The following is a 15,451-nucleotide window of genomic DNA, read 5'->3' as shown; positions in this document are numbered from 1 at the left end:
TCCTTTTATTTCCTACTATTAATATATCTTTTTTGTTCCTCTTCTCATCATAAAGAAATCGTTTCAAAAAGACAAATGAAAATTTTCTTTTTGCCGCCTCATAAAACTTGTCTAGTCATTTATTTTTAGTTATACTGACTCCAGAGGTGAACAGATGTCCAAGTACATAGATATTGCGAATATTTTGCGCACGAGAATTAAAGACGGCACCTATGCCAAAGGGGCGCTGATGCCCAATCAAACGGATCTCGTCACTGAGTTTTCAGCTAGTCGAATGACCATCAAAAAGGCAATCAATATTTTAATTATGGAAGGTTTGCTGATTTCTAAGCGCGGCAGCGGCACTCGCGTGTTAGATCATCCCTTTTTAAATAAAGACACATCGCCGGTGAATGAATATTACGGATTGACTCGGCAAATGGACGCTCGCCATGCGCATCTCGAAAGCCAGATTATTGATTTTGAAATTATTATGCCCGACGAAACGATTCAACAAAAATTAATGATTGCTGAAAATGAGCCCGTCTACAAAATTATTCGCTTGCGTTTGTTAGAAGGAACGCCTTATATTTTGGAACATTCTTTTATGCCGGTAAAATTAGTGCCGGACTTAAAGGAAAATAATTTGCACCATTCCATTTATCACCATATTTTAGAAGATCTCGGCTTGAAATTTGCTGGGATTTATCGGATACTTTCTGCTGCGAAAAGTGATGCTTTTGATCAAAAGTATTTGGATTGCGCCGCAACGGATCCTGTCTTGGAAGTGGAGCAAGTGGTTTATTTAGAAAGTGGGGCGCCGATTGATTATTCTAGAAGTCGCAACCGTTACGATGTTCGGGGCTACGATATGTTAGACATTCGGCGAGGCGCTCTAGATTAATTTTGGCAAATTTTTTTAAATCATTTCAATCTTAAGAAAGCATCTCGGTGCTTTCTTTTTTTTGTCCAAAAAAAATTTGATGCCGACGCTCTTAATAAGCACCAACATCAAATATAAAAAAATGTTAGTTTCTCCTAATATTTCTCCTAACAATCGCCGCCACTGGAAAAATTAACCAACTAACCGCCCACGCATGAAAAAGAAAACCACTTACCATGAACAATAACCAAACAGCGGGCCAATACCAACCATCAAAACGCACATCCGCACTGGATCTTTCCGGAGCATCAATCATTTTGGGGGCGAATATTTTTTCTTGACTGAATTTTTTTAAAAACCACCGATTCCCAAATCCGTAAATGAAAAGAAAAGCTGTCAAGCCGTTAATCATCAGTAACAAGCCAAAGCCTACTAACATGGAAAATCTCGGATGAACCGCTAAAAAGATCACCGGTAAAAATCCCAACAAGAAAACGCCTATGCCTAGCACTAGACATAATTTAGCTGAGTTGGAAAAATTTTCTAACTGGTAGCGAGCCGCTCTTTTAGCCTCTTCGCTAATTGAAACACCGGCTAATTTTTGCCGTTGCAAAATTAAATTGACGCTCCCTAAACTCAATAAAATAATAGAAATAATTAGCGCCAGTCCCGCCCCTAAGAAAAATAAAGTTCGCGGGCCATATGATTGATTGGCTATAAATAATCCGCTCCCCATAAAGAAAATCATCACACCAAGGGCAATCAGTAAGATATTCCGACGAAAAACTTTTTGCTGCTCTTCAAAAAATTCTCCAGAAATTCCTTTTGTTTCGGCAGGAATTTCTTTTTCTCTGGCGGAAGTTTGTGTCCATTGATCGTAAGCCGAATGATTTCCCGACTGATTTTGATCTTGTTCTTCCCCGCCAAATTCTGCGGTTAATTCTTCGGCACTACCCATTTCAGCAATAATTTTACCAATGACACTGGCTTCATCAAGACCTTCTGCCGTTAATTCCTGATAGCGGTCCTCAGCATTAGCTAAAAGATCATCATAAAGTTGATGATTTTCAGGAGTTTTTGGTAGATTTTTAAATAAGCCATCCAGATAAATTTTTAACGTGTTCATTCCTTTTCCTCCTCAAAAAAAAGATTCATAATTGTTTGAATTTCATGCCATTCTTCCTTTTTTTTCTCCAAATATTTTTGTCCTTCTTGGCTTATTTTATAGTAAGTTCTTGGTTTGCCGTGAGTCATTTTCCCGGGGTAAGCAATAATCAGCTGATTTTTTTCTAAGCGGGCAAACGCCGAATACAACGTTGTTTCTTTAATTAAATATTTTTCGTGTACTTGTTGGAAAATTGCTTTAGAAATTGCATAGCCATAAGAATCTCCTTTTTGTAAAGTCGCTAAAATCAGCAAATCATTATAACCCCGCATGCTATCACTCGTTAACATTGCCCACCTCCTCAATTAATAATTACTTCATCTGCCGTTGTAATTAAAATAGCAGAATTACTCCGACAGGTCAAGTAAAAAATTATTTATTGTAAACATCTACCAGAAAGAATATAATAAAAACAAAATATAACATTACTCAGCAGATTATCTTTGATCGTTTTTACAGGAGGGAATCTTATGCCTAAAGAAACTGGTGCTTATGTACGCCGACTACGAAACAAAAAAAGATTAACGTTGAAAAATTTAAGTAAAGATCTGGTAAGTTACTCTGAGCTGGGCGCTTTTGAGCGTGGAAAAATTGAAATTAGTTTTAAAACTCTATTAGCAATTATTGACCGACTAAAATTAACCCCAAGTGAATTTTTTCAATTTTTATTCTTGAGTCAAAAAATTTTTTTAGGCTCTCAAACAATTTGTTCACAAGGGAAATCTTTGACCTATGATCAACAAGGTAAAATGATTTATTTTCCTGACGATGTCACTAGAACGGACAACCACCAGTATCTGGTTGCTCTTAAAAAAGATGATCTGGTTACTGTCCAACTGAAAATAACCTATTCAAATGGCACCTCTAAGGAAAAAGAACAAAAAATAACTTTAGCAAATGTTTTGACGAATTAGTCCATCTATTTTGATGCAACTACTTTCGACAAGAAATCAGAGAAATTTTGCCATTGGCATTGTCAACCTAGTCTTTTATGCTGCAAGCGAGTACCCATTCTATATTAGAATATAAGCTGTTAATATCTTATACTTCAAAAATTCCAAAACAAAAAAATTTCGAAATGAGGGCTAAAACATGAAAAAAATAGTCGTCCTCAAAGATGAATTAGTGATGAACTCGACTTTATATCCTGAAGTTTTAAAAACAATGACTGACTTAACGATTATTGAAGAAAATCTCTTTGACTATCTAAATGAACTTTCTACCAAAAATATTTTGTAACTAAAAAGGGGCTGGCCGCAGTGATTGCGGCCAGCCCCTTTGACATTTATTTTTTCTTGCGCATTTCTTTTTTTTGTAAGAATTGCAATTGCTTTTGCATTTTTAAATAATTTTTGAATAATTCATCCGATAATTCGCCATTGTTGATGGCTTCTTTCACCGCACAGCCAGGTTCCGTTTTATGTTGGCAATTGTTAAAGCGACACATTTTGGCAAGACCAGTAATTTGCTCAAAAGATTGCTCTAGCGCTGCGGCAGAAACAGTGTCTAAACCGACTTCTCTCATGCCCGGGGTATCAATAATCATCGCCCCATTTTCCAGCACAAATAATTCCCGACTCGTAGTCGTATGCCGTCCGTGAGCATCTTCATTTCGAATATCTTGAGTGACTTGTGCATTTTCTTGAATAAATTGATTCAATAACGTCGATTTTCCGACACCAGATGAACCGATAAAGGTAACGATTTTTTCCGGCGAAAGATAGGCGGAAAATTTTTCGGTGATTTCTTCATTTAGTCCAGTTGTAATTATTGGCAAACCGATAAAAAATTCGCTTAATTTTTCCACTTGTTGTGCGATAATTCCCGCTTGAGCTAAATCAGTTTTCGTTAAAACAATCACCGGCATCGCCCCAGAATCCCAAACAATCGTCACAAATCGCTCTAGCCGCGCCAAATTAAATTCATGATTGGCACTCGTAGTAATAAAAACCGTATCAATATTAGCAGCTATTCCTTGTTGATCTTGTCTCGAACCGGCAATTTTTCGTTGTAAAAAACTTTTGCGCTCTAAAATTTCGGTGATTAAAAATTGATCCGTATCATGCACTTCTCCTTGAACAAAATCTCCTACCACTGGCATGCCGCCTAACATGGCACTGCGTTCTTTTAAGAGATTGCCTTTCAAGCGACCGGTGACAATTTCTTTTGCATCCAATATTACTTTGTAAATTCCTTGTGCTTGAAAAATAATAATTCCTTTAGTCATTTGTTGACTGTTCCTCCTCAAATTAACGGAGGTTACACCTTGGCGCATACCTCCAAAATATTAAAAACTGTCGTTGCAATCATTCATCACAACCCCTTTCGGATTTTTTTCAGTACGCAGTAAGTTTAGCATAATTTTTTAAAAATAAAAACGCCCTCAACTAAAAATGTTTCACAAGAAACAATTTTTAGTTGAGGACGTTTTATCCTGTTAGTTTGGAAAGATTTTTAAAAGATTTCGATTAACCTGCTGTTTTGTCCAATGGCTAGGGAAAAAGATAAGAGGCCTTCAGAGTGTTAACACACTCTTACACCTTCTTCCTATTTTCCTACGCCATTATACGGACAAAACAGCACCTTCTTTTACTTTTTTAATCCGAATCTCAATCGCTGGAACTAGGAGAATAGATAAAATTTTTAAAAATCTAAAATCAGGATTTTTCAAAAATTTTCCTAATTCTCTACGTCCCAAACCGCGATTTCGATTACTTTTTAATCGTCATCGTCGTCGTCTTCTTCGTCTAGATCTTCTCGGACGGTTTTTCCTAGTAGACTTTGAACTTGGTAGATGGCGTCTTTATTGAAGGACAATAGTTGAATCAATAATTGTTGAAGACCAAATTTTTCTTCATTTTCGGCTAATTTAATTGCCCGCGTGATGAAAATATTTTGGAAGTCAAAGTCTTTGGCAAAGTTTTCTAACATGCTAGTAGCGTCCAAATATTTATTTTGACCGTGTTCGGCGATTTTTCCGTAGCGAGTAACTTCTTCTAAAGTTGTAGGAATCACTTCATTTTCAATTACTAATTCGTGGGCGATTTTTTCAAACCACAAAGTTTCGTTATTAGCTAACGTTTCAAAAACTTCTTTTAAACTAGCAGCGTTCAAACCTTTTACATAAAATTTTGCTTGGGTGAGTTTCATTTCTTGTAGTTTAAAGTTAGCTAAAATGTGACCGGTCATAGCGCCGGCAGTTGGTTTATGATGATCGACATCCGATTGTTTTACTTCTTGGGCAAATTTTTCTTCGATGCTTAATGTATTTTCACTCATGATTTACGCCTCTTTCACTTTAACAGATTTGACATCGTAACCTAATTTTTCCACGACTTCGGATAATTTTTCAGGAGTAACTTCGTCGGGGTTGAAATTAGCTTTGATCTTGCTAGCGTTAAACAACACTTTCGTATCGCTCACACCAGCTTGTTGAGAAACGGCACTTTCGATCTTTTGCATACAGCTTGGGCAAGATAAGGTATCTAATTGCATAATAATTTTTTTCATAATTGAATCTTCCTTTCATCTCTTTATGTCTTTATTATAGGTGCGATTGTTCAAATAAAAATTGACGACGGTCAAGTTTTTATTTTTTTTGAGAAATTATTGAGCAGAAACTTTTTTTACATCTTTATTGCCAAAATACAATAAGCGCATGGCGTTAAAGATGACCACTAAAATGCTGGCTTCGTGAACGAACATCCCAGATGCCATATAAATGAAGCCGGCGAACAAACCAATGAGTAAGAAGGCTACAACGCCAATAGCAATAACAACATTTTCCCGTGTGTTTAAGACTGTTTTTTTCGCCAAACGATAAGCGTGAACTAAAGCGTCAAAACTTGATTGCATTAAAACAACATCAGAAGTTTCAATGGCCACATCCGTTCCTGATCCCATGGCAATTCCGATATCTGCCGTGGCTAATGATGGGGAATCATTAATTCCATCGCCGACAAATGCGACGCGACGACCTTCATCTTGGAATTTTTTAACAAATTTTACTTTTTCATCAGGCATTAATTCGGCGTGCACTTCATCAATCCCTAATTTTTCAGCGACATATTGCGCGGTAATTTGATTATCACCAGTTAACATCACTAAATGTTTAGCGCCAGCTTGTTTCAAACGAGCCAATTGCGTAGCGACTTCTGGGCGAATTTCATCGGAAACTCCGATAATTTGTGTGACGACTTTATCAATAACGACAATTACAATGGAGCTGCCGGTTTTTTGTAGCGCTAAAAGATCTTTTTGTTGGGCGGCGCTAAGAGTTAATTTGTGGGTGGCTAATAATTTTGCATTCCCCGCACAAACTTCATGTCCGTCAATATCGGCCACAATACCTTGACCTTTAATCGTTTGATTATTTTTAATTTCTAGTTGTTGAAAATTTAAATTTTTTGTCGTGGCGTGATTAATAATCGCCCGGCCTAGTGGATGATCGGATAATGTTTCCAACCGTGCTACTAATTTCAAACTCAAATCAGCATCTTGACTGTAATTTTTAATTTCTGAAACGGCAGTCGTTCCTTTTGTTAACGTTCCGGTTTTATCAAAGACAAATGTATCGATTTTTGAAAAAGTATCCATCGCCTCGCCACCTTTAACTAAGATGCCGCGTTTGGCGCCATTACCGATACCAGCAACGTTAGAAACTGGAGCACCAATTACCAAAGCTCCAGGGCATCCGAGAACTAAAACGGTAATTGCTAAACGAAAATCACGACTTACTAAACCAACGACTAAAGCAATCAGTAAAACGGCTGGTGTATAATACTGAGCGAACCGATCGATAAATTTTTCGGCGTGAGATTTTGTATCTTGCGCTTCTTCAACGAGTTCAATAATTTTGGCAAATGTTGTATCGTCGCCGACTTTAGTTGCTTCAATTTGTAAAAATCCATCGGCTAAAATCGTTCCGGAAAATACTTCGGCCCCGACTTCTTTAACGACTTGTTTTGATTCACCAGTGACGGCCGCTTCATCGGCGTACCCTTTTCCTTCAACAACCGTACCATCAACGGGAATGGCGCCACCCGTTTTAACTAAGACCACGTCGCCTTCTTCAACGTCATCAATTTCAACTTCTTCAGTTGTGCCATCCGCTTGTAAAACGCTCGCTGTCGTTGGAGCCATTTCGGTTAAAGCTTTGATCGACTCGCGGGTTTTGGTTAACGTTTTTTGCTCTAAGAAACTCCCGAACAAAAATAAGAAAGTAACAATCGCCGACTCGTTGTACTCACCAATAATAAAAGCACCAACAACGGCAATCGTGACGAGTAAATCAATGGAAATTACTTTTACTTTCACTGCTTGATAGGCGTGAATCGCAATGGGGATAACGGCAATCACCGAAGCGACTGCTAAAGAAATATTGTATAAAGGCATTACTCCGATAAATTTTCCGATAAACCCTAACACAATTAATACTGCTGAAATCACGGTAATGTGATTACTGTGATCTTGAATCCATTTTTGAAATTTCATTTTTCTTCCTCTTTCTTTTTTCTGTTTTTTTATTTCTTTCTCTTGCTTACTTAGTTAGTATAGGTCCCATATTGCCAAAAAAAATTGACGGGTATCAAGTTTTGAAAAAAGTTGAAAAGAAATTGAAAGAAAGTAGCAAAAATTTTGCTATAATGAATCATCTGCAAAAAAAAGGAGGTCCAACAAATCAAAAAAGAAATACATTTTTTTAGTGCTTTTGCAATTATTATGGGGACGGTGATTGGCGCTGGCGTGTTTTTCAAAACCGCCACGGTGGTGAACTTTACGCATTCCGTTGGTCTTACTTTGCTGGCCTGGCTAGTTGGCGGCCTGCTCACTTTAACCGCCGGGCTAACGGTGGCGGAGCTGGCAACTATGATGCCTGAAACTGGTGGGGCGGTAAAATATTTGGAGAAAGCTTATGGCAAATTGGCCGGTTTTTTACTTGGCTGGGCTCAAAGTTTTCTTTATTATCCTGCCAACATCGCCGCTTTGGCCATGATTTTTTCCACCCAATTAATTAATTTATTTCAATTAAACGATAAATTGCTGATTCCCATTTCCTTAGTGACTTCCATCAGTATTACTGGTATTAATTTAGTAGGTACCAAATTTACGACCCGCGTTCAAAATGTAACCCTTTTGATCAAATTAATTCCGATTTTAATTATTGTGGGGGCTAGCTTTTTTGCTCCGACACCTAGTCATTTTTCTTTTTGGCCTGCGGATACTCATGCTACGGTGAATTTCTCTGGTGCTTTGTTAGCTACTTTATTTGCTTACGATGGTTGGCTAGGGTTAACGGCGATGGCAGGTGAAATGAAACGGCCGGAAAAAGATTTTCCTAAGGCGATTATTTTAGGCTTAAGTAGCGTTACAGTGATTTATCTTTTGATCAACTGGGGAATTTTAAAAGCATTGCCGCTAGAAATGATTGCCGGTAATGCCAATGCGACCTCACTTGCGGCGACAAAACTTTTAGGAAATATTGGCGGAAAAGTTGTCACGGTAGGTTTATTGATTTCCGTTTACGGCGCGTTAAATGGTTATACCTTAAGTGGCATCCGCGTGCCTTATGCTTTAGCGCTAGAAAATCAATGGCCGGCAAGTCATTTTTTCAAAAAATTAGCAAAGAAAACGCAAGTCCCTTATCGCGTCGCTTTGTTTCAACTGGCGTTAAGTTGTCTAATGCTTTTTCTAGGAAGTTTTGACTTACTGACTGATATGGCGATTTTTATTGTTTGGATTTTTTCGCTGCTTTTATTTTTTGCGGTCATTCGTTTACGAAAAAGCCAACCAGAAATCACGCGTCCTTATCGTGTGCCGTTTTATCCGTTAGTACCATTGGTGGCCATTGCCGGTGCTAGTTTTATTTTAATTATGACGATAATCACCCAGACGAACCTTGCTTTCATTGGTATTGGTGTGACTTTACTAGGCATTCCCGTTTTTTATCTCTTGCAACGAAAAAAATAAAAAAATCCGCGCCCTTCAACTTAATGGAGGGCGCGGATTTTTTTAATTGATTCGAATGCTACCACTGCTACTTTCTGCCTTCAAATGAAACTGCGGATTCTGACCGACTGTGCCGATTTTTACTTTTGGCTGGCCTGCTGGCGTTTCACCGATTGTGCCAATGGGTAAAGTCACGCTGCCATTTTTAGAAAACGTCTGAAGCGTATAACTTGCTTTAGTAGGCATAGTCAATTGCACCCAACCACTGCGAGCCTCGGCTGTAATATCACCTTGCACCTCTTGAAATTTTACATTTACACTGCCGGCGCGACTGGAAAATTGACCAGAATTTCTGACGACAGCATTTTCAACATTCACCCCGCCAGAACGGGAAGTAAACGTCACGTCTGATCCGGAAATATTTTCTGCTTTCACTGACCCAGACGCACTTTCAGCTAATAAAATGGGTGCTTGAACTGAAAATAATTTCACGCTACCACTTTTCGCGCTGACTTGTAGTTGTTTTTTGACTTTGATATCATCTAACTTCACCGAACCACTAGCTGATTGAAATACAGCCTCGCTGCCGATAAATCCATTCCCTTTCACTGAACCAGAGCGAGCAGAAAGAGCAATATGATGACTTTCTAATTGTTCGAATTTCACCGATCCGCTACTTGATTCACCGATAATTTGTTGTAATCCAGTAATATTTTTCAAAAAAAGACTCCCGGAACGATTTTCTAAAATCAATTTCCCAATAAAACTTTCCGGCAAATAAATTTCAGTCCGCATATTAAAAAATAAAATCAACGTATCACTACGACCTTGAAAAACGCTAATTCGTTGGTCTTTTTGTTCTAGCACTCCGTAAAGATCAGGTCGATCGACGTTCATGTATTCTAAAATTTTTAAGTTTTCTCCTTCAGTCGGAAAAATTTTTACACCAGCATTGCTATAACTGACGGCGATTTCTTCGATATTATTTAAAGAAACTTCAAGTGTGTTCACTAATTTAGTCTGGAAAAGATGAAAATTTCTTTTGCCATCCTGATTCATAACTAAAGGTTCGATCCGCTCGCTAGTTGAACTTTGGGTGATTGCTTGCAGTAATTCATCTAAGTCCCCTAAATTTTCAATTGTTTCTTGCAACGCTTGCTCCGGCGTTAATCCTTCGTCCATTTTTTCTTGCATGCTATCACTTAAATCGGATAATAAACTGTCAAACAATTCTTCTGTTTCTTGGTTTTTTTCGTAAGGCAAAAAATATTTTTCCAAAGTATTTTTTAAATTTGCTTCCATTAGAATTCTCCTTTTTCTGGGACTTGATCTTTTAGTTGACCGAAAATTAAATTCGTTAATACTTCCACTGTCTGGCCCCACTGACTTTGTTGGGCTAATAACGTATCGACACCAACTTCAGTGACCGAAAAATATTTCCGGCGAGCACCTTGAGTTTCGTCACCCCAGTAGCTTGTTAAATAACCATTTTTTTCTAGACGGCGCAGCGCTGAATACATAGTGGCCTCATTGAGAATATATTTCCCTTGGCTTAGCGCTTTAACACCTTTGCCGATTTGATAGCCGTAAGAATCTTTTTGCCACAAAACATTCAGCAATATCACATCAGTGGCGTTCCGCAATAATTCTTTTTCTAAATCCATTTGAAAACCTCCTTGATAAAAATATTGTACTCCACATTACTGTGTCCGTCAAAGTAATTTGTTTAACAATCTAAAAATGTTTTGCAGCTGAAAAAAAATCGCCAAAAAAAATCCCACTGAAAAAAATCAGTGGGATTTGATATTATTATTTTGCGTAATCTACTACGCGGGTTTCGCGAATAACGGTAACTTTAATGTGACCAGGATAATCCAGATCATTTTCAATTTTTTTGCGAATATCACGCGCCAAGACAACAGCATCGAGATCGGTGATTTCGTCAGGTTTCACCATAACCCGTACCTCGCGGCCGGCTTGAATAGCAAAACTTGATTGAACTCCTTTAAAGCCATTGGCAATATTTTCAAGATTTTGGAGTCGTTTGATATAATTTTCTAATGATTCGCTACGAGCACCAGGCCGGGCTGCCGACAAAGCGTCAGCTGCAGCGACTAAAACAGAAATAATTGATGTTGCTTCGGTGTCACCGTGATGAGATGCAATGGCGTTAATGACCACTGGATTTTCTTTGTACTTGGCAGCAAGTTCGGCGCCAATTTCCACGTGTGATCCTTCTACTTCATAATCTAGTGCTTTACCGATGTCATGCAATAATCCAGCTCGTTTCGCTAGTTGAATATCTTCGCCAATTTCTCCGGCTAAAGATCCAGCCAACTTGGCAACTTCAAGACTGTGATTTAAAACATTTTGACCATAACTTGTCCGGAAATGGAGACGACCTAAAATTTTAATTAAGTCAGGATGCAAAGTGTGGGCGCCAACTTCAAAAGCAGCTTGTTCCCCATACTCACGAATTCTTTCGTCCATTTCTTTGCGAGATTTCTCAACCATTTCTTCAATCCGCGCGGGATGAATTCGGCCATCAGAAATTAATTTTTCCAAAGTCATCCGAGCAATTTCTCGACGAATTGGATCAAATCCTGATAAAACTACGGCTTCTGGCGTATCATCGATAATCAAATCGATTCCCGTTAAGGTTTCTAACGTGCGAATATTGCGCCCTTCTCGTCCGATGATCCGGCCTTTCATTTCATCATTAGGTAACGTCACAACAGAGACCGTGGTTTCAGTCACTTGATCAGCACCCGTTCGTTGAATCGCTAACGATAATAAATTCTTAGCTTTGCGATCTGCTTCATCTTTGGCGCGATCTTCTGATTCTTTAACCATTACGGCTAATTCGTGATTTAATTCTTCTTGCGTTGTTGAAATGATAATTTCTTTGGCCTCGTCGCGGGATAATGCGGCGACGCGTTCCAATTCTTGTTGCTGTTTGTCAATGAGAGTTGCTACTTCTTTTTCTCGCTCGTCTAGTTCATGTTGTAAGTTTCCGAGTTTCCCTTCTTTTTCTTCCAGTGAGGATTCACGCTTATCAAGCGTTCCATCTTTTTTCTCAAGAGTCTGCTCTTTTTGCACTAAGCGATTCTCTTGATTTTTTATTTCGGCACGACGTTCTTTCAGCTCACTTTCAATTTCTGAACGATATACTTGGGTTTTTTCTTTTGCCGCAAAAAGCGTTTCTCTTTTCAACGTTTCTGCTTCTTTTTCAGCATTTTCTAAAATACCCTTGGCTGTATGCGTAGCTGCGTCGACTTCTTGTTGATTGCGCAACTTTTCTTGCTTTTTGCCATGGGAAATTCCGAAAACACCTCCGACAACTAATCCGACGATAGCGAGGATATATGGTAGAAATTCCATCATTGATCCACCTCCTACTATCTGTGATTATAAAAATGTAATGTTTGATAAAAATATCAACTTATCAAGTTTTTTAAAGTGCATACAAATGCACTACTCCATTTTAATGTTTAAAAAATACTGTGTCAACTGACAAAAGGAGTTTCGGGAAACATTTGTTATTTTTGAAAGGAGAATTTTTCTCAAAAGTCTTCTGGCGTGGTACAATTACGGCATACAACTCTTGGGAGGACTCTCATGATAAAATATTTTTCCATACAAAATAATCAACTCACTTTACTAAATGAAGATACAAAAAGCGCTGCTATTTGGCTTTGCTTAGAACAACCTAGCGACACAGAAATTAGTACGGTGGCCGAATCTTTTTCATTTCCTAGCGACTACATCACCGATGTCCTAGATGACACCGAAAACTCCCGCTTTGAAAAATTAGCCCAGGAAACCTTTGCCGATCCCGCGCTTCTTCTTGTCCAATACCCTTTTGCCAAATTATCTCCCGCCGGATATTTGCAAATTGAAACGTATCCTTTTTCAATTATTTTAACACCCGATGGAAAAATGATTACCGCCAGCAACTATGAGCCGGAATTTATTAAAAAAATTTTGCAAAAAAAATTCTCGGATTCTGCCAACTCCAACGCCATCTGGGAAATACTTTTCCAAATGTTTTGGGAGATGTCGGCTTCTTTCAATATCCTCTTAGCTTCCATGAAAACACATTCCGATACGTTAGAAAATCAAATCCAAGTCGCCACTGAAAATAAACAGCTCTCGCAAATTATGAATATCCAAAAAAGTTTAATTTATTTTGAGCAAGCAACGATGGACAACCAACACGTTTTTCAAAAATTTTTTGAGACCAATTTATTAGGGTGGGACGCCACCGGTCACGGTCAGATGCACGATATCTTAGTAGAAAATCGCCAAGCGCAAATTTCGGCCCGGCTGCAACTTAAGTTAGTAGAAAAAATGAACGAAACTTTTTCTTCGATCGTGTCCAATAATTTAAATAACGTCATGAAAATCCTGACGAGTCTGACCATCGTCTTAACCATCCCCACCATTATCGGCAGCATTTACGGCATGAATATCCAACTCCCTTTCGCCAACCGCGACGACGCATTTTGGTGGCTATTTCTAGGCACCTTCATCCTCTGCATCCTAGTAGTCTACTACCTAAGAAAAAATAGATTTTTGTAAGAGGATGTCGAGAGTGCGTCTAGCGGTGTAGAGAAATAGGAAAATCATTTAAAAATCCCGCTTTTGGATTTTAAATGATTTTATCTTTTCTCCTAACCGCTGCACTCGAGACACCGTAAAAAAGGTTGTCGAGAAGGTGAACAGCTGCGTAGAAAATTAGGAAAACTGAGGACGAATGGAACATTCGCCGGAAGTTTTATCTATTTTCCTAGCAGCTATCTTTGAGACACCGTCAAAAGAGGATGTGTTTCAAACGTTTAATGGCGTAGGAAAATAGGGAAATTTTTGAAAATCCCGTTTTTGGATTTTTGAATAATTTCATCTTTTTCCTAACTGCTGGTCAAAACACACCGTAAAACAAGGTTGTCGAAAGTGCGTCTAGCGGTGTAGAGAAATAGGAAAATTATTAAAAATCCCGCTTTTGGATTTTAAATGATTTTATCTTTTCTCCTAACCGCTGCACTCGAGACACCGTCAATAAAGACCGCCAAAAACACAAAACCCCGAAAAGTTAGTCTCTTCAGCTAACTTTTCGGGGTTTTTTGATTAAAATTCTATCCTAAAAACACATCCCGATAATCCTCGACATATTTTTCAAATGAAGTTGGTTTGCGCCCTAAAACATTTTCGACTGTTAAAGTTACTTTTTTGGCGTTACCAAGTTGAGTGATTAAATACAGCATCACCATCACATTGACGTAATCTTTTTTAATTCCTCTTTTCAACATTGTTTGGCGAAAACCTAATAGACTCGGCTTGGTGTAAATAATTTTTGTATCCAGAACTTTCGTCATAATCGTAGCAACTTCGGCGTAAGTCAAAGCCACTTCACCGGTTATTTCCAGTTCTTGATTGAGATATTTATCTGAGAGCAGACATTTAGCCGCAACCGCTCCGATATCTCGCGTATCGATGAAACTAGTTTTTGAATTTCCCGCCGGAACATATAAATCGTGACGATCAAAAATATCTGCAAGATGAGTCGTGTTCAGATTTTGCATAAAAAAACTTGGTCGAATAAAAGTGTGGGGAATTTCTAGTTCAATAATTTTTTTCTCGATTTTATGATGGGGCGTCACTGGATTTTTTTCAACACCGATTAAGGAAACAAAAACGAGTTGTTTCACTTTTTGTGCTTTCACCGCTTCTAAAAATGGAAACATGTCCACTTTGGGCTTAGCTAGTTGCGGCGGGCGAATGAAAAAGACGCGATCAACGGCAGATAATGCTTTATAAAAAGTTTCCGGATCCAAAAAATCAAATTTCACAACTTCCACATTAGCAAACTTAGCAAATAATGAAGCCTCTTTTTCTGGTTGATGAACGCCCGCTATCATTTGGACATTTTCATTGCTGGATAGCTCTTTTATTAATGGAAAGCCAATGTTCCCGGTTCCGCCAATAATTAATATTTTTTCCATTTCAATTAATCCTCACTGTCTAATTTTTGCAACACTTGATTCAGTTGATTCTGTTCTTCAGCGGAAAGTTTTGCGGTAAATTCCGTCAAAATCAAATCACTAATCGCTAGTGCTTTTTGACATTGTTCTAGTCCGCTCTGACTTAAAAATAAATCAAACGCTCGGCTGTCCTGACTATTTTTTATTTTGTAAAGCAATTTTTTATTTTCCAGCCGTTTTATAATCGCCGATATTGTCGGCTTATCCATATCAAGAATTTTGGCCAAATCATTAGCCGTTACCAAATGGCTTAGTTGTTGGAAATGATTCAACTGTTGCATCACCGCCCACTGTTGCGCGGTAATATCCAACTGGCTTAGTTCATGATTTAATTCATATCTTAATTTTTTGGAGACACTCATTAATAAATAACCCGTATTCTTCATAACATCACCTCTTAGTATGATTAGATGTAGTTAGTTTACTAACTATACC

General features: G+C 38.2%; 16 protein-coding genes. 5 read left to right on the top strand and 11 right to left on the bottom strand.

Translation table 11 applies throughout. From position 1 onward, the window contains the following. Positions 1–154 precede the first annotated feature (154 nt). Positions 155–883, top strand: a complete 729-nt coding sequence (locus BQ5341_RS02365) for a GntR family transcriptional regulator (protein ID WP_071130475.1) — start codon at positions 155–157, stop codon at positions 881–883. Positions 884–1,007: 124 nt separating this feature from the next. On the opposite strand, the gene BQ5341_RS02360 is transcribed toward BQ5341_RS02365, so the two are convergent. Both BQ5341_RS02360 and BQ5341_RS02355 read right to left on the bottom strand, forming a co-directional pair. Beyond that, positions 1,008–1,988, bottom strand: coding sequence for a hypothetical protein (locus tag BQ5341_RS02360; protein WP_071130474.1), 981 nt, complete (start codon positions 1,986–1,988; stop codon positions 1,008–1,010). After that, positions 1,985–2,317, bottom strand: a complete 333-nt coding sequence (locus BQ5341_RS02355; RefSeq protein ID WP_071130473.1) for a PadR family transcriptional regulator — start codon at positions 2,315–2,317, stop codon at positions 1,985–1,987. Before BQ5341_RS02355 ends, BQ5341_RS02360 begins: the two co-directional genes overlap by 4 nt. 180 nt (positions 2,318–2,497) lie before the next feature. On the opposite strand from BQ5341_RS02355, the gene BQ5341_RS02350 reads away from it, so the two are divergent. Further along, positions 2,498–2,941 carry a helix-turn-helix domain-containing protein gene (locus BQ5341_RS02350; RefSeq protein WP_071130472.1) on the top strand — a complete coding sequence of 148 codons (444 nt, stop codon included), beginning with the start codon at positions 2,498–2,500 and terminating at the stop codon, positions 2,939–2,941. Positions 2,942–3,119: 178 nt separating this feature from the next. Then, a complete protein-coding gene (locus BQ5341_RS10465; RefSeq protein ID WP_158661727.1) occupies positions 3,120–3,266 on the top strand; it encodes a hypothetical protein in 147 nt (48 codons plus the stop codon). Positions 3,267–3,312: 46 nt separating this feature from the next. Here the strand turns inward: BQ5341_RS10465 and rsgA are convergent, their stop codons facing one another. The 4 genes from rsgA to BQ5341_RS02330 form a co-directional block, all read right to left on the bottom strand. Beyond that, on the bottom strand, positions 3,313–4,254 hold the full coding sequence (gene rsgA / locus BQ5341_RS02345; RefSeq protein ID WP_071130471.1) for a ribosome small subunit-dependent GTPase A: 942 nt from the start codon (positions 4,252–4,254) through the stop codon (positions 3,313–3,315). 491 nt (positions 4,255–4,745) lie between these two features. Next, positions 4,746–5,306, bottom strand: coding sequence for a ferritin-like domain-containing protein (locus BQ5341_RS02340; protein WP_071130470.1), 561 nt, complete (start codon positions 5,304–5,306; stop codon positions 4,746–4,748). Positions 5,307–5,309: 3 nt separating this feature from the next. After that, on the bottom strand, positions 5,310–5,537 hold the full coding sequence (locus tag BQ5341_RS02335) for a heavy-metal-associated domain-containing protein (protein WP_071130469.1): 228 nt from the start codon (positions 5,535–5,537) through the stop codon (positions 5,310–5,312). Positions 5,538–5,633: 96 nt separating this feature from the next. After that, the gene (locus BQ5341_RS02330) at positions 5,634–7,520 is read right to left on the bottom strand and encodes a heavy metal translocating P-type ATPase (protein WP_071130468.1); all 1,887 of its coding nucleotides are present in this window, start codon (positions 7,518–7,520) and stop codon (positions 5,634–5,636) included. 228 nt (positions 7,521–7,748) lie between these two features. On the opposite strand from BQ5341_RS02330, the gene BQ5341_RS02325 reads away from it, so the two are divergent. Then, a complete protein-coding gene (locus BQ5341_RS02325) occupies positions 7,749–8,996 on the top strand; it encodes an APC family permease (protein WP_071130467.1) in 1,248 nt (415 codons plus the stop codon). Positions 8,997–9,038: 42 nt separating this feature from the next. Here BQ5341_RS02325 and BQ5341_RS02320 read toward each other — a convergent pair whose 3' ends face one another. From BQ5341_RS02320 to rny, 3 genes are all read right to left on the bottom strand, one after another. Then, positions 9,039–10,277 carry a DUF4097 family beta strand repeat-containing protein gene (locus BQ5341_RS02320; RefSeq protein WP_071130466.1) on the bottom strand — a complete coding sequence of 413 codons (1,239 nt, stop codon included), beginning with the start codon at positions 10,275–10,277 and terminating at the stop codon, positions 9,039–9,041. Continuing rightward, positions 10,277–10,639: a PadR family transcriptional regulator gene (locus BQ5341_RS02315; RefSeq protein WP_071130465.1), complete on the bottom strand. Its 363-nt coding sequence runs from the start codon at positions 10,637–10,639 to the stop codon at positions 10,277–10,279. The genes BQ5341_RS02320 and BQ5341_RS02315 overlap by 1 nt, the downstream gene beginning before the upstream one ends. 145 nt (positions 10,640–10,784) lie before the next feature. After that, positions 10,785–12,356, bottom strand: coding sequence for a ribonuclease Y (gene rny / locus BQ5341_RS02310; protein WP_071130840.1), 1,572 nt, complete (start codon positions 12,354–12,356; stop codon positions 10,785–10,787). A 237-nt stretch (positions 12,357–12,593) separates the two neighbouring features. Between rny and BQ5341_RS02305 the strand changes: the two genes are divergently transcribed. Further along, positions 12,594–13,556, top strand: coding sequence for a magnesium transporter CorA family protein (locus BQ5341_RS02305; protein WP_071130464.1), 963 nt, complete (start codon positions 12,594–12,596; stop codon positions 13,554–13,556). Between the two features lie 554 nt (positions 13,557–14,110). Here BQ5341_RS02305 and BQ5341_RS02300 read toward each other — a convergent pair. Both BQ5341_RS02300 and BQ5341_RS02295 read right to left on the bottom strand, forming a co-directional pair. Then, complete coding sequence (locus BQ5341_RS02300; protein WP_071130463.1) at positions 14,111–14,977, bottom strand: SDR family oxidoreductase; 867 nt, start codon at positions 14,975–14,977, stop codon at positions 14,111–14,113. 5 nt (positions 14,978–14,982) lie between these two features. Then, positions 14,983–15,402, bottom strand: coding sequence for a MarR family winged helix-turn-helix transcriptional regulator (locus BQ5341_RS02295; RefSeq protein WP_071130462.1), 420 nt, complete (start codon positions 15,400–15,402; stop codon positions 14,983–14,985). Positions 15,403–15,451: the final 49 nt, after the last annotated feature.

The organism is Enterococcus timonensis (assembly GCF_900104595.1).
GTDB lineage: Bacteria > Bacillota > Bacilli > Lactobacillales > Enterococcaceae > Enterococcus_J > Enterococcus_J timonensis.
Note: the sequence above shows the minus strand (reverse complement) of the source record. Positions and strands in the feature narration are given on the sequence as shown.

Excerpts from the sequence above, each read along its gene's own strand:
- BQ5341_RS02365 (WP_071130475.1), top strand. The coding sequence starts at position 155 with ATGTCCAAGTACATAGATATTGCGAATATTTTGCGCACGAGAATTAAA.
- BQ5341_RS02360 (WP_071130474.1), bottom strand. The coding sequence starts at position 1,988 with ATGAACACGTTAAAAATTTATCTGGATGGCTTATTTAAAAATCTACCA.
- BQ5341_RS02355 (WP_071130473.1), bottom strand. The coding sequence starts at position 2,317 with ATGTTAACGAGTGATAGCATGCGGGGTTATAATGATTTGCTGATTTTA.
- BQ5341_RS02350 (WP_071130472.1), top strand. The coding sequence starts at position 2,498 with ATGCCTAAAGAAACTGGTGCTTATGTACGCCGACTACGAAACAAAAAA.
- BQ5341_RS10465 (WP_158661727.1), top strand. The coding sequence starts at position 3,120 with ATGAAAAAAATAGTCGTCCTCAAAGATGAATTAGTGATGAACTCGACT.
- rsgA (WP_071130471.1), bottom strand. The coding sequence starts at position 4,254 with ATGACTAAAGGAATTATTATTTTTCAAGCACAAGGAATTTACAAAGTA.
- BQ5341_RS02340 (WP_071130470.1), bottom strand. The coding sequence starts at position 5,306 with ATGAGTGAAAATACATTAAGCATCGAAGAAAAATTTGCCCAAGAAGTA.
- BQ5341_RS02335 (WP_071130469.1), bottom strand. The coding sequence starts at position 5,537 with ATGAAAAAAATTATTATGCAATTAGATACCTTATCTTGCCCAAGCTGT.
- BQ5341_RS02330 (WP_071130468.1), bottom strand. The coding sequence starts at position 7,520 with ATGAAATTTCAAAAATGGATTCAAGATCACAGTAATCACATTACCGTG.
- BQ5341_RS02325 (WP_071130467.1), top strand. The coding sequence starts at position 7,749 with ATGGGGACGGTGATTGGCGCTGGCGTGTTTTTCAAAACCGCCACGGTG.
- BQ5341_RS02320 (WP_071130466.1), bottom strand. The coding sequence starts at position 10,277 with ATGGAAGCAAATTTAAAAAATACTTTGGAAAAATATTTTTTGCCTTAC.
- BQ5341_RS02315 (WP_071130465.1), bottom strand. The coding sequence starts at position 10,639 with ATGGATTTAGAAAAAGAATTATTGCGGAACGCCACTGATGTGATATTG.
- rny (WP_071130840.1), bottom strand. The coding sequence starts at position 12,356 with ATGGAATTTCTACCATATATCCTCGCTATCGTCGGATTAGTTGTCGGA.
- BQ5341_RS02305 (WP_071130464.1), top strand. The coding sequence starts at position 12,594 with ATGATAAAATATTTTTCCATACAAAATAATCAACTCACTTTACTAAAT.
- BQ5341_RS02300 (WP_071130463.1), bottom strand. The coding sequence starts at position 14,977 with ATGGAAAAAATATTAATTATTGGCGGAACCGGGAACATTGGCTTTCCA.
- BQ5341_RS02295 (WP_071130462.1), bottom strand. The coding sequence starts at position 15,402 with ATGAAGAATACGGGTTATTTATTAATGAGTGTCTCCAAAAAATTAAGA.